At 67.0% G+C, this 12,748-nt stretch carries 13 protein-coding genes; 2 read left to right on the forward strand and 11 right to left on the reverse strand.

The genetic code is table 11. The features are described from left to right. Window positions 1-24: 24 nt before the first annotated feature. Together AC1RL5_RS28810 and AC1RL5_RS28815 are read left to right on the forward strand one after the other, a co-directional pair. Window positions 25-1,023: a cyclase family protein gene (locus AC1RL5_RS28810; protein ID WP_019092926.1), complete on the forward strand. Its 999-nt coding sequence runs from the start codon at window positions 25-27 to the stop codon at window positions 1,021-1,023. Window positions 1,024-1,131: 108 nt separating this feature from the next. Beyond that, window positions 1,132-2,121, forward strand: coding sequence for a diaminopimelate epimerase (locus AC1RL5_RS28815; RefSeq protein ID WP_065363195.1), 990 nt, complete (start codon window positions 1,132-1,134; stop codon window positions 2,119-2,121). An 83-nt stretch (window positions 2,122-2,204) separates the two neighbouring features. Here the strand turns inward: AC1RL5_RS28815 and codA are convergent, their stop codons facing one another. The 11 genes from codA to ddpX all read right to left on the reverse strand — a co-directional run bounded on the left by codA (window position 2,205) and on the right by ddpX (window position 12,732). Then, window positions 2,205-3,461 (reverse strand): cytosine deaminase, encoded by a 1,257-nt coding sequence (gene codA / locus AC1RL5_RS28820; protein WP_011062317.1) that lies wholly within the window; start codon window positions 3,459-3,461, stop codon window positions 2,205-2,207. A gap of 170 nt (window positions 3,462-3,631) precedes the next feature. Next, window positions 3,632-4,903: a cytosine permease gene (gene codB, locus AC1RL5_RS28825; protein ID WP_072452625.1), complete on the reverse strand. Its 1,272-nt coding sequence runs from the start codon at window positions 4,901-4,903 to the stop codon at window positions 3,632-3,634. Window positions 4,904-5,075: 172 nt separating this feature from the next. Continuing rightward, entirely contained in the window at window positions 5,076-5,273 is a 198-nt protein-coding gene (locus tag AC1RL5_RS28830) for a helix-turn-helix transcriptional regulator (protein ID WP_015636377.1), read from the reverse strand. Beyond that, window positions 5,270-5,644 carry a hypothetical protein gene (locus tag AC1RL5_RS28835; protein WP_207240003.1) on the reverse strand — a complete coding sequence of 125 codons (375 nt, stop codon included), beginning with the start codon at window positions 5,642-5,644 and terminating at the stop codon, window positions 5,270-5,272. The genes AC1RL5_RS28830 and AC1RL5_RS28835 overlap by 4 nt, the downstream gene beginning before the upstream one ends. Before the next feature lie 86 nt (window positions 5,645-5,730). Continuing rightward, the gene (locus AC1RL5_RS28840; RefSeq protein ID WP_011062313.1) at window positions 5,731-6,354 is read right to left on the reverse strand and encodes an NUDIX hydrolase; all 624 of its coding nucleotides are present in this window, start codon (window positions 6,352-6,354) and stop codon (window positions 5,731-5,733) included. A gap of 101 nt (window positions 6,355-6,455) precedes the next feature. Further along, window positions 6,456-7,427 (reverse strand): oligopeptide/dipeptide ABC transporter ATP-binding protein, encoded by a 972-nt coding sequence (locus tag AC1RL5_RS28845; protein ID WP_093409452.1) that lies wholly within the window; start codon window positions 7,425-7,427, stop codon window positions 6,456-6,458. After that, the gene (locus AC1RL5_RS28850; RefSeq protein WP_011062311.1) at window positions 7,424-8,419 is read right to left on the reverse strand and encodes an ABC transporter ATP-binding protein; all 996 of its coding nucleotides are present in this window, start codon (window positions 8,417-8,419) and stop codon (window positions 7,424-7,426) included. Before AC1RL5_RS28850 ends, AC1RL5_RS28845 begins: the two co-directional genes overlap by 4 nt. Then, window positions 8,416-9,315: a D,D-dipeptide ABC transporter permease gene (gene ddpC / locus AC1RL5_RS28855; protein WP_207240004.1), complete on the reverse strand. Its 900-nt coding sequence runs from the start codon at window positions 9,313-9,315 to the stop codon at window positions 8,416-8,418. Before ddpC ends, AC1RL5_RS28850 begins: the two co-directional genes overlap by 4 nt. 1 nt (window position 9,316) lies before the next feature. Continuing rightward, window positions 9,317-10,333, reverse strand: a complete 1,017-nt coding sequence (locus AC1RL5_RS28860; protein ID WP_011062309.1) for an ABC transporter permease — start codon at window positions 10,331-10,333, stop codon at window positions 9,317-9,319. A gap of 118 nt (window positions 10,334-10,451) precedes the next feature. After that, window positions 10,452-12,026, reverse strand: a complete 1,575-nt coding sequence (locus AC1RL5_RS28865) for an ABC transporter substrate-binding protein (protein ID WP_492589984.1) — start codon at window positions 12,024-12,026, stop codon at window positions 10,452-10,454. A 148-nt stretch (window positions 12,027-12,174) separates the two neighbouring features. Next, on the reverse strand, window positions 12,175-12,732 hold the full coding sequence (ddpX, locus tag AC1RL5_RS28870; RefSeq protein ID WP_011062307.1) for a D-alanyl-D-alanine dipeptidase: 558 nt from the start codon (window positions 12,730-12,732) through the stop codon (window positions 12,175-12,177). Window positions 12,733-12,748 lie beyond the last annotated feature (16 nt).

A 12,748-nucleotide genomic window follows, 5' to 3' on the forward strand; every position in this document is an offset into this window, starting at 1 on the left:
ACCTCATTTCACAGGAGTGTTGTCATGGCGATTCGCGCAATGTCGAAGATGGTTTCCGGGCTACTGGCCCTGTCCCTGGTCAGCGGGCTGTGCAGTGCCGCCGAGGCGGCCCGGCCCGAGGTGGGCATCAGCCCATGGGGCCCCAAGGACGAGATCGGTCGCCTGAACCTGATCACCCCCCAGTCCCGGGCGGCGATCATGGCCCGGGTCACTGGTGAACAGGCCTATGACCTGGCGGTGGATTACTTTGTCGGCATGCCCAGCTGGCAGGCCGCCGGCGACCCGCCTTACCAGATGTGGATGACCCACACCCCCCACGGCAACGTGATCGCCGACCCGATGCAAGTGGGCGAGCCAATGAACCAGCACGTCAGCTACAGCGGTTCGGCGGTGTCGATGTACGCCCATATGGGCACCCATATCGATGCCCTGAACCACTTCGGCCTCAACGGCAAGATCTGGAACGGCTACCGCGCCGACCAGCACCTGGGGGACCGCGGCTGGAACGTCACTGGTGCGGAAAAACTGCCGCCGATCATTGCTCGCGGTGTGCTGATCGATGTGCCCGCGGCCAAGGGCCTGGAGCAGTTGGCGGACAGCTACCGGGTCACCCGCGCCGACCTGCAGCAGGCCCTGGCCAGGCAGAAGGTGGCGCTGGAAAAGGGCGACGTGGTGCTGATCCGCACCGGGCGCATGCGTGACTACGACAATGCCCAGCGCTACATGGCCAACCCGCCGGGCCTGAGCCTGGACGCGGCGAAGTTCCTGGTGGAAGAGGGCGGCGCCATGGTGGTAGGGGCGGACAACCTGAGCTTTGAAACCTTCCCGTCCGAGGTCGAGGGCAACTACCTGCCGCTGCACACTTACCTGCTGGCGATGCAGGGCGCGCCGATCATGGAGCTGGTGAACCTGGAAGGGCTGGCCCGGGACAAGGTCTACCAGTTCGCCTTTATCGGTGCCTCGCTCAAGTTGCGTGGCGCGGACGCCGCGCCGATCCGCCCCATGGCCCTGCCGATCCGCTGAGCCGAGGCGTGGCGATGCCCCGCGCGCTCACCGGGAGTCTCCAGGCCTCTGGTCGAGCCGCCGGTTTCTCCGTAATGTCAGCGGCTCGGTTTTCCAGGAGGCGGTGTGATGGCGGCGTTCTACGATGCACGGGGCAACATCTATGGGGTGGTGACACCCGCGCGGTTGCGCAGCCTGGGGGTCGCCTTGCCCGGCAGCGCCGCCCAGGCCGCGCGGGACCGGCGCTTGTGGAGCGAGCAGGCAATCGCCGCCCTCTGTGACTGGGCTCCGGGCACCCGACCGCCGGGGGCCAAGGCCCACCGTAGCGACGGTCTGCTGGTGGGGCCGTTCCAGGACGTGGCGCCCTTCGATCTACTGATCGTCAACACCGACGGCACCCTGGCCGAGCGCAGTGGCAATGGTTTGACGATCTTTGCCCAGGCCCTGGCCGAGCAGGGGTTGCTGGCCGAGCAGGGGCCAACCCTGTTGCAGGTGCACCATGACCAGCCCACCGGTACCTCGCCGGTGGCCACCGTGGTGGAGCCGGCCCGGGTGGCGGGGGTGCCAGGGTTCTGGCTGGACCTCGGCCAGCCGTCCTTCGGGCCCGAGGCGGTGGCCGCCATTGGCGTCGAGGCGGTGACCTTGAACGGTCGCGAGCTGAGCCGGGTGGCACCGTTGCAGGCACTCGACCCGCGGTGGGAGCACAGCCAGTTCGTGCGCATCGGCAACCCCCACTGCGTGACCCTGCTGGAGGATGCCGAGGCCTTGCCCGGCAACCCGCAGATGCTCGAAGCGCCCCTGGCCGAAGGGCTGACGGCCACTGCTTTTGCCTTGCCCCTGGGCAGCGGCGAACCCTGCCCGGCGGGGGTCAACCTGCAATGGGCGGCGCGGGAATCGGCGCAGCGCATCGTCGCCCGGGTGTTTGAACGGGGCGAAGGGCCGACCGCGTCGTCGGGCACCAGCGCCAGCGCCGTGGCTAGCGCGGCGTGGCGGGTGGGCTGGGTCAAGGCTGGCGAGGTGCAGGTGGTGATGCCCGGCGGCACCGCGCCGTTGCGCCTGGAGGAACAGGATGGCGAGTTGCGCCGGGTCTGCCTGTTTGGTCAGGCCGTGCGCTTGTAGCTTCTTGCAGGAGCCGGCTTGCCGGCGAAAGCGATCTGACGGGCGCCTTCGCCGGCAAGCTGGTGCCTACGGTTTTTTGCAGGTCATGCGTCTTGCCATTGCACCTGGGCCATCTGCCGTTGCATCAGCACCTTGCCGTGGCGGATGGAGTACAGCGCCAGGCCCTGGCTGCGGATCATTTCGTAATCGCTGTCGGCAGACAGGATCAGCAGGTTCGCCGGGCGACCTTCTTCGATGCCGTAGCGCTCGCCCAGGGCCAGGGCCTTGGCGCTGTTGTCGGTGACCAGGTCCAGGGCGTTCTGCAAGTTGCGGTAGCCGAGCATGTGGCAGATGTGCAGGCCGGCTTCCAGTACCCGCAGGATGTTGCCGTTACCCAGGGGGTACCAGGGGTCGACAATCGAGTCCTGGCCGAAGCACACGTTCATCCCGGCCTCCAGCAGCTCATTGACCCGGGTCACGCCGCGGCGTTTCGGGAAGCTGTCGAAGCGCCCCTGCAGGTGGATGCTTTCGGTGGGGCAGGAGACGAAGCTGATGCCCGAATGCCCCAGCAGGCGGAACAGCTTGGCGCAGTAGGCGTTGTCGTAGGAGCCCATGGCGGTGGTGTGGCTGGCGCTGACCCGGGAGCCCATGCCCCGGCTGCGCGCTTCTTCGGCCAGCACTTCAAGAAAGCGCGAATGCGGGTCATCGGTTTCGTCGCAGTGCACGTCCACCAGGCAATCGGTGCGTTCGGCCAGGTCCATGAGGAACTTCACCGAGCTCACGCCCTGGTCCCGGGTGTATTCGAAGTGCGGAATACCGCCCACCACATCGGCGCCCAGGCGGATGGCTTCTTCCATCAGCTCGCGGCCGTTGCGGAACGATTCGATGCCTTCCTGGGGGAAGGCGACGATCTGCAGGTCGATCAGGTGCGCGCTTTGCTCGCGCACTTCGAGCATGGCCTTGAGGGCGGTGAGGTCCGGGTCGGTGACGTCGACATGGGTGCGTACATGCTGGATGCCGTGGGCGGCCAGGGCGCGGATGGTCTTGTGGGCACGGGCGCGGGTGTCTTCGGCGGTGATGGTGGCCTTGCGCTCGCCCCAGCACTCGATGCCTTCGAACAGGGTGCCGCTCATGTTCCAGCGCGGCTCGCCCGCGGTGAGGGTGGCGTCCAGGTGAATGTGCGGTTCGACGAAGGGCGGCACCACCAGGTTGCCGCCGGCATCCAGGTGCTCGGGGCCGAAGGCCGGCGCGGCGGTGGGGGCGTCCGGGCCCTGCTGGACGATGCGGGCGATGCGGCCGTTTTCCAGGTGCAGTTGGTGCAGGCCTTCACGGTGGCGCAGGCGGGCGTTGGTGATCAGCATCGGAGCGGTTCCTCGGGTCGGGCAATCAGCGGTTCAGCCGTGGGATCCGGGCGGCGGCCCTTGTCCCTCGGTCATTGGGCTGTGCTTCAACCGGTACCGGTCGAAGCAGGCAAGTGGTTCGGGGCGGGTCATGATAGACCCTGAACGCGCCGGGAGGGCAAGGCCCGGGTTCAGGCCCGGGCGTCGAGGGTGGCGCTGGTGCGGGCGCCGAGCCAGGCGCTGAGCAGGACATAGCTCAGGCTGGCCACGCCGATGCCCACCAGCGGCGCGACCCAGGGCGAGCAGAAGGCCGCCAGGGTGCCCAGGCCATAGGCGGCCAGGCCCGGCCAGTTCCAGGCCGGCAACTGGCTGTCGGCCAGGCGCGGGTAGCGGCCGCGCCAGCGGTAGAAGAAGTCCGCCATGATCACCCCGCCAATCGGCGGAATCACCGTACCCAGCAGGATCAGGTAGGGCACCAGCAGGTCGTACATGCCGAGCATCGCCAGCAGGGTGCCGATCAGCGCGCCCACCAGGGTCACGGTCTTGCGCCGGTCGGTGCGCAACAGGTTGCAGCCGGCCACGGCGAAGTTGTAGATGGTGTTGTCCTGGGTGCTCCAGATGTTCAACAGCAGCATGGCCATGGCCGCCATGGCAAAACCCTGGAGCAGCAGCACTTCGACCACGTCCGGCTGCTGGTAGACGATGGCGCCGTAGGCACCGATCAGCACCATCAGGCCGTTGCCGATAAAGAAGCCGATCAGGCTGGCGCTCACCGCCACCCGCGCCGAGCGGGAAAAACGGGTCCAGTTGGTGGCCTGGGTGGCGCCGCTGACGAAGGTGCCGAACACCAGGGTGATGGCGCTGGAAAGGTCCAGGCTGGCGCTTGGCGTGACCCTCAGCAAACCGTCGAGGCCGCCGACCTGCCGGGTGGCCACCCACATCGACAGCAGCAACAGCAGGCCCATGGCCGGCACCGCGATCCAGGACAGGATCTCCAGGCCGCGATAACCGATGTAGGCGGTGGCGCAGAAGGCCATGCCGAACAGCAGCATCAGCCCCAGTACCGCACCCGGATCCAGCTGGAAATACTTGCCCAGCACCACCGCGGCGGTGGCGGTGCCCCAGGCGTACCAGCCGATCTGGGTGAAACCCAGGATCAGGTCGCTGAGCTTGCTGCCCCGTTCGCCGAAGCAGAAGCGCCCCATCAGCACCGTGTTCAGCCCGCTCTTGAAGGCGATGTAGCCGAGGCTGGCGGCGTAGATCCCCAGCAGCAGGTTGCCGACGAGGATCACCACCAGCAGGGTGGTGAAGTCGAAGGCCACCCCCAGCTTGCCGCCGGCGAACATGGTGGCAGTGAAGAAGGTGAAGCCCAGCAGCACCATGGCCATGGAGGCCAGGCCCTTGCGGGCGTGCTGCGGAACTTCGCTCAAGGGGTAGTCGTTGCCGGGTTCGTGCTGGGTCATGGGCCTGTCCCTGGTCGCAGTGATGCCACGCTGTTGCAGGCGCCGTGCCAATCCTTGACGGCAGGGCCGGGCGCCCCAGCAGTTATAGCCGATGCCCGTGCCCCTGCACCGGGTGCCTGTGGCCCGGGGGCGAAAGCGGTGCACCCTTGGGCCAGATTGGTTCACCGGCGGTTCAGTCCTCGTCGGGGCTGAAAATGCTTTCGATGGGCAACTGGAAGGCCCGGGCAATCTTGAACGCCAGGGGCAGGCTGGGGTCGTAGCGCCCGGTCTCGATGGCATTCACCGTCTGCCGTGACACCTCGAGGCGGGTGGCCAGTTCGGCCTGGGACCAGCCTTGCCGGGTGCGCAGTTCGCGCAGTTGGTTGTTCATCGGTAGCGCCGCACGCCGGCCACCGTGGCCAGGGCCCAGACCAGGCCCATCACGGGCCATACGTAGAACATCGAGAGCCGGGGCAGGCCGGCGGTTTCCAGGAAGCCGTAGCTGAAGGTGATCAGCGCGGTGCAGACAAAGGACAGGCCCAGGGCTTCGAGCTGGATGCGCCGGGCCAGTTCGTCCATGCGTCGCAACTGGCGCACCACCGCCAGGGCCATGGCCACCATGGGGATCACCGGCACCAGGGCCAGGGCGATCTTGCCCGGGCCCGGGTTCATGTCCGCCATCCAGTGGCTGCTCAGCAGCACGCAGGCGATGTAGGCCAGCAAGGCCAGGCCGAATTCCCTGAAATAGCGTTTGGTGCCCATGGGCGATCTCCTTTTAGTAAAGTGTCCTTTACATTAGGTGGGGCGCTTTTTAATGTCAAGGGTGCTTTACATCGGCGCCGTCACGCTCAGTCGAAGAGGGCCACGCTGCGCCGGCCTTCGTGGAAGTCGAAGGCCTCCTGGATATCCCGTTCCACGGTGCGTCCCTGGGACAGCGGCGGCAACTGGTCCGGGGCGAAGAACGCCGCGTCGCTGGTTTCGCTGCCGGCCATCGGGGCCTCGGCGTCTTGCCGTTCGCAGAGGAAGTAGAGCTTGTAGAAGTCCCGGTGATCGGGCTTGTAGGGCCCCTTGGCCTTGTGCCGCAGGCCGTACAGCTGGCGCACCGAAACCTGCAGCCCGGCTTCTTCGCGGATTTCCTTGATGATGTTCTGCGCCGCCGACAGGCCCACATCGGCGTAGCCCCCGGGCAGGGCCCAGAGGCCGTCGTGCTGCTCGCGCACCAGGAGGATCTTGCCGTCCTCGATCAGCGCGCCGCGCACTTCCACCATCGGCGTCGAGTAGCGCTGGGCGAAGTCCGAGACCAGTTCGTTGATGCGCTCCAGGGGCACGTTGCCCAGCTGCGCGAGCATGTCGTGGGCGATCTCGGCGACTTCCTGGTAGCGCTCGCGATCATGCACGTCGCGGCAAAAATGCAGGCCGGTGGAGGCGATGGCTTGCAGGCGTTTGGCGTGGGTCAGCCAGCTGCTTTCCATGAGAGAGGTTCCTGCAACGTCAGAGAGAAGGCGCTTGTTTTAAGCCCTGGGCGCGCCGGGAGCAAGCACCACGCCGTGGTCGGCGGCGTGGCGCGGTGGGATCACCCGGTGAGCTGTTGCCGATGGCAACGCACTTGCTGCGTCGCATCGCCCAGCAGCTGTTGCGGCAGCTCGCAGCCCGGGCCGCGGCGGCTGCAGCGGTCGAAGAAGAAACAGCCGGCGGGCAGCTTGCGATTGCCCGGCAGTTCGGTGGGCGCCGAGAGCTGGCTGTCCGCCAGGGGGGCGCCCAGGCGCGGCACCGCATCCAGCAGTAATTGGGTGTAAGGGTGGCGCGGGCGCTCCAGCACCTGTTCGGCGCTGCCCAGCTCCACGATCTGCCCCAGGTACATCACTGCCACCCGGTCGGCCATGTGCCGGACCACCGAGACGTTGTGCGAGATCAGCACGAAGGTCAGGCCGCGGCTGCGTTGCAGGTCCGCCAGCAGGTTGAGGATCTGCGCCTGCACCGAGATGTCCAGGGCCGAGGTCGGCTCGTCGAGGACGATGATGTCCGGGTTCGACGCCAGGGCCCGGGCAATGGCGATGCGCTGGCGCTGGCCGCCGGAGAACTGGTGCGGGTAGCGCTCCAGGTATTCGCCGCGGATGCCTACCTGCTGCGCCACCTTGGCGGCGATCTCACGCATGTGCGCCACCGGGGTGTTGCCCAGGGCGAACAGCGGCTCGGTGATGATCTTCCAGATCGGCAGGCGCGGGTCGAGGGACGACTGCGGGTCCTGGAACACGATCTGCACGTGGCTGTGGCGCTCTCGGTCGCTGGCGTAGGCCCAGCGCAGGTCGCCGCTGCTGGGCTTGACCAGGCCCATGAGCAGTTGCGCCAGGGTGCTCTTGCCGCAGCCGGATTCGCCGACGATGCCCAGGGTTTCCCCGGGGCGCAGCTCCAGGTCGATGCCGTTCAGGGCATGGGCGAAGGCCCGCGGCCGGCCCAGCCAGTCGTTGCTCAGGGGAAAGCGCACCTGTACATCGTTGAGGCGCAGCAGCGGCTCGCTGCCGGCCCGGGGTTGCGAAGCATTCATTGGGCGGACTCCGGGGCAGCCAGCCAGCAGGCGCTCTTGTGCTGCTGGCTGGCGTTGATCGAATGCAGCGGCGGCCGTTGGGCACACACCGCCATGGCCTGGCTGCAGCGCTCGCGGAAGGTGCAGCCGCCGGGCAGGTGAGCAAGGTTGGGCACCTGCCCGGGAATGGTCAGCAGCGGCTCGCCGGGGCGCACTTGCTCCGGCAGGCCGCTGAGCAGGCCGCGGGTGTAGGGGTGTTGCGGGTCGAGCATGACCTGGGCAGTACTGCCTTGCTCCACCACGGCGCCGGTGTACATCACATAGACCCGGTCGCAGAACTGCGAGACCACCGCCATGTCGTGGGTGATCAGGAGGATCGCGGTGCCCCGTTGCCGGGCTTTCTCGCGCAGCAACAGCAGCACCTGGCGCTGCACCGTGACGTCCAGGGCGGTGGTGGGCTCGTCGGCGATCAGCAACTGCGGGTCGCAGGAAAACGCCAGGGCGATCATCACCCGCTGGCGCATGCCTCCGGACAGCTCGAAGGGGTAGGCCTGGAGCACCTGCTCGGGGTCGGCGATGTGCATGTCGCGCAGCAGGTCGATGGCCTTGGCCCGGGCCTGTTCCTGGCTCAGGCGCTGGTGATGGATGATCACGTCGAGCATCTGCCGGCCGATGCGCCGGGTCGGGTTGAGGGCGGTCATCGGCTCCTGGAAGATCATCGCCGCATCGCGGCCGCGGATCTGCAGCAGCTGTTTTTCCGGGGTGGCGAGCATGTCGCGGCCCAGCAGGCTGAGGCTGCCGGAGGTGATGCGGTAGCTGCGCTCGGGCAGCAGCCGCAGGCTGAGCATGGCGGTCACCGACTTGCCCGAGCCGGATTCGCCGACCACGCCGACGATTTCCCCCGGGTTGACGTGCAACGAGACGCCGTTGAGGGCCTGCACATTGCTGCGGTAGGCGGGGAATTCCAGGCTCAGGTTGTCGATGTTGAGAACGGCGGATGAGCTCATGGTCATTTCCCCTGTTGTCGTGGATCGAGCAGGTCACGGATGCCGTCACCCAGCAGGTTGAAACCGGTGGCGGTGAACAGGATCGCCAGCCCGGGAAAGGTCGAGTACCACCAGTTGTCGAGGATGAAGTTGCGCCCGGTGGCCACCATCGCCCCCCATTCGGCGGTGGGCTGCTGCGCACCCAGGCCAATGAAGCCCAGGGCCGAGGCCATGAGGATGGCGCTGCCGATGTCCAGGCTCAGTTGCACCAGCAGCGGCGGCATGGCGTTGCGCCCCACGTGCCAGCTGACGATGTGCCAGCGCCCGGCGCCGTAGGTCTGCGCCGCCTTGACGTAGCCCATCTGGCGGATGCTCAGGGCCTGGCCCCGGGCCAGGCGCACATAGAACGGAATGCGCACCAGGGTGATCGCCAGCATGGCGTTGAACAGGCTCGGGCCCAGGGCGGCGGCCAGGGCCATGATCAGCACCAGCGATGGCACCGAGAGCATGATGTCCATCAGGCGCATGATCAGGCTGTCGAAGCGCCCGCCGATGATCCCCGACAGGCAGCCCAACAGGCCCCCGGCCAGGCACGAGGCGAAGGCCACGAACAGGCCCACGCCCACCGACTGGCGGCTGCCATGGAGCACCCGGCTGAACAGGTCGCGGCCCACTTCGTCGGTGCCGAACCAATGGGCGGCGCTGGGGGCGGCCAGGCGTTGGGCCAGGTTCAGGGCATTGGGATCATGGCTCGACAGCCAGGGGGCGAAGGCCATGCACAGCAGCACCAGCAGGGTCATGCACAGCCCGGCGATGGTCAGCGGGCTTTGCCGCACGCGGTAGCCCAGGTAGGCCAGGCGGGTGCGCCAGCCGCTGGACTGGGCGGTGGGTTGTGGCAGGGGAATGTTCAAGGGAGCGGACATCTCAACTTACCTCGCCAATGCGCGGATCGATCACCCGGTACAGCAGGTCGATCGCCATGTTCAGCAGCACATAAATGAACGACACCAGGATCGCGAAGCCCATCACCGCCGGGAAATCCAGGGCCTGGATCGACTTCACCACGTAGGCGCCCATCCCCGGCCAGGCGAATACCGTCTCGGTCAGTACCGCGCCGTACAGCAAATCGCCCAGGGTCAGGCCGAGCACCGTCACCGAGGGGATCAGGGCGTTGGGCAGGGCGTGGCGCAGGATCACCGCCCAGCGCGACAGGCCGTAGGCCCGGGCGGTGCGGATGTAGTCTTCGCCCAGTTGGTCGAGCATGGCCGAGCGGATCTGCCGCGCCACCACCCCGAGGTTGACGAAGCCCAGGGTCACTGCCGGCAGGATCAGGTGCTGCAGGGCATTGAGGAACAGTGGGATGTCCCCTGCCAGCAGCGAGTCGATCAGGTAGAAGCCGCTGACCGTGGGCGGCGGCTCCAGGCCTTCGTCCAGGCGCCCGCTGCCGGGCAGCCAGCCCAGGTGGCCGTAGAACAGCACGATCAGCCCCAGCCCCAGCCAGAACGCCGGGGTGGAAATGCCGGTGACCGCCAGGGTGCGGGCGATCTGGTCGATGAAGCGGTTGTGATAGACCGCCGACAGCACCCCCAGCGGCACCCCCACCAGCACCGACAGCAGCAGGGCGGCCAGGGCCAGCTCCAGGGTTGCCGGGAAGAAGCTCTGCAGGTCCTCCAGAACCGGGCGGCTGGTGCGGATCGAGGTGCCCAGGTCGCCGTGCAGCAGGTCGAGCATGTAGCGCCCGTACTGCTGGTACAGCGGCAGGTCCAGGCCCAGCTGGTGGCGGATGTTCTGCACGATGGCATCGCTGGCCCGGTCGCCGGCGATCAGCCGCGCCGGGTCACCGGGAATCAGGTGCGAGATGGTGAAGGTAATCAGCGAAACCCCGACCACGACCAGCAACAGGCCGAGCAGGCGTTTGCGCAACATATTCAGGAAGGCCATGAGGCAACCTCGTTAACGCTTGACGAACGGCAGGGGGCACGACGGCCCCTCGCCGGGGACACGGCAACCCGGCGCCACCCCGTTTCAGGGGCCGGCGACGGGGAACGCAGGGCCGGTCCTACTTGCTGATTTCGGCGATGTTGAACACCTGTTCCAGCATCGGGTGGAACACGTAGCCCTTCACCGAATCGCGCATCGGCAGGCTGTAGTTCTTCTGGTACAGGTAGGCGTAGACGTTGTCCTTGAGGACGATCTTCTGCGCTTTCTGGTACAGCTCGATGCGCTTGGCGGTGTCGTTGGTGGCCGCGGCATCGCGGATCAGGCTGTCCACCTCGGGGTTGCTGTAGAACGAGCGGTTGCCCGGCAAGCCCTGCAGGCTGGAGTCGAACCAGAAGTTCATGAACATGTAGGGGTCGGCGAAGTCCGGGCTCCAGGAGCCGATGGCCACGTCGTAGTCGCCCTTGCCCACCCGTTCGCGCATGGTGGCGTTGGCCAGCTTCTCCATCTTCAGGTTGATGCCCAGGGGCGCCAGGCCCGCTTGCAGGGTCAGTCCGATGGACTCCCAGTTGGCGTCCTTGTCCGAGTAGAGGTAGGTCAGGTTGCTGATTTTCTGCGGGACCTTGGCCAGGCTGGCCTTGGCGCCGTCGAGGTTCTGCTGCATCAGCGGCAGGCTCGAATCGTGGGCCCACATGCCGTCGGGGATCGGCCCGTTCATCAGCTTGGCCTGGCCCTTGAGGATGCCGTCGACGATGCCCTTGTAGTCGATGGCCTGGACCAGTGCCTGGCGCGCTTCGACGTTGTCCAGGGGCGCACGCTGGTTGTTCAGGTACAGGTAGTTGACCCGCAGCGAGGGGAAGGTCTGGATCACGATGCCTGGCTTGCCGGCCAGGGTGCCGAGCTGGTCTTCGGGCATGTCCTCGATGATGTCCAGGTCGCCGCGTTCCAGTTGCAGGCGGCGCACCGAGGCCTCGCTGATGATCTTGATCACCACCTTGTTCAGGCTCGGCTTGGGGCCGGCGTAATAGCTGTTGGGTTCCAGCGTCAGCGCCTGGCCCTTCTGCCAGTTGCTCAGGCGGAAGGCCCCGGAGCCGGCGGTGTGGGTCGAGAGGTAGGCGTTGACGTCCTCGCCCTTGTTGGCCACGTCCGGGTTGATGATGCCGCCGCCGTTGTGGGCCAGGGTGTAGAGGAAGGGCGCGTAGGGTTTCTTCAGGGTGAAGCGCACGGTCAGCGGGTCGACCACGGCCACGCTCATGTCATCCGGGAAGGCGCCGGACGGGCCTTGCTTGAGCTGCATCAGGCGGTCGAAGGAGAACTTCACCGCGGCGGCGTCCACCGGCTTGCCGTCGTCGAACTTGTTGCCCGGCTTGAGCTTGAAATCCCAGGTCAGGTTGTCGGCGGAGGTGCTCCAGCTCTCGGCCAGGTCGCCCTGGACTTCGGTGCTGCCCTTGCCGTTCTCGACCTTGTAGGTCACCAGCTTCTGGTAGGCCGGGTAGGTCACGGCCCAGTCGTTGTTGTCGATGGTCACGGCGGGGTCGAGGGTCTGCGGGTCGGCGGCCTTGCCGATCATCAGGGTGTCCTTGGGCGCGGCGGCGCTGGCTGCCTGCCACGCGCCCAGGCTCAGGGCGGCGCACAGCAGGGACAGGGCGACACGGGTGGACAGACGCACATCAGGGTGATTGCGGTTAGGGGTCATGCCGGTTTCCTTGATCATTCGATGTTGGGAAGTTCGTCAGGTTTTTTATAAAAGCTATAACCGGGCAGTTGTTGCTGAAGCAGTGTTGCAGTAGGACCGGCTTGGGGCAGTTAGCTGCCTGTTGTTGTGGCCGGTGGGGAGCGGGAAATCAGTGTTCGAAGGGCTGGTCGTGCTCCTGGATCAGGGGAAAGTCCTCGGCGTTGGGCAGCTCGTAGTGCCACCACTCGGTGGGGATGGCCTCGAAGCCGGCGCTGAGCATGATCCCCAGCAGCATCAGGCGGTTGCGCTGCACCTGGGGCGGCAGGTCGCTGTAGAACTGGTGCGACTTGGGCTCCATGGCGTCGAAGGCGGTGCCCATGTCCAGCGGCTCGCCGGTTTCATCCACCAGGGTCAGGTCCACGGCCACGCCCCGGGTGTGGTGCGAGCCCAGGCGCGGGTCGCGCACGTAGTCCGGGTTGGGCAGGGCCTGCCACAGCAGGTGCTGGGCGTAGGCCGGGCGGTAGGCGTCGTAGATGCGCAGGCCCAGGCCGGCCATGCGTGCCAGCTGGCTGGCCTTGTACAGGCAGGCGGCGGCGTCCTTGTGCAGCAGGCAGCGGGCGTTGCGATAGATCACCTGGCCGGCCAGGTTGTCGGCGCCGGCGTAGATCAGGTCGATCTGAAGCTGATGGCGCTGGGCGTCGATTTCGACAAGGGGGCTGTTGTTCACTCACTCACTCCATCTG

Source organism: Pseudomonas sp. GW822-FHT06D10, from assembly GCF_058799535.1.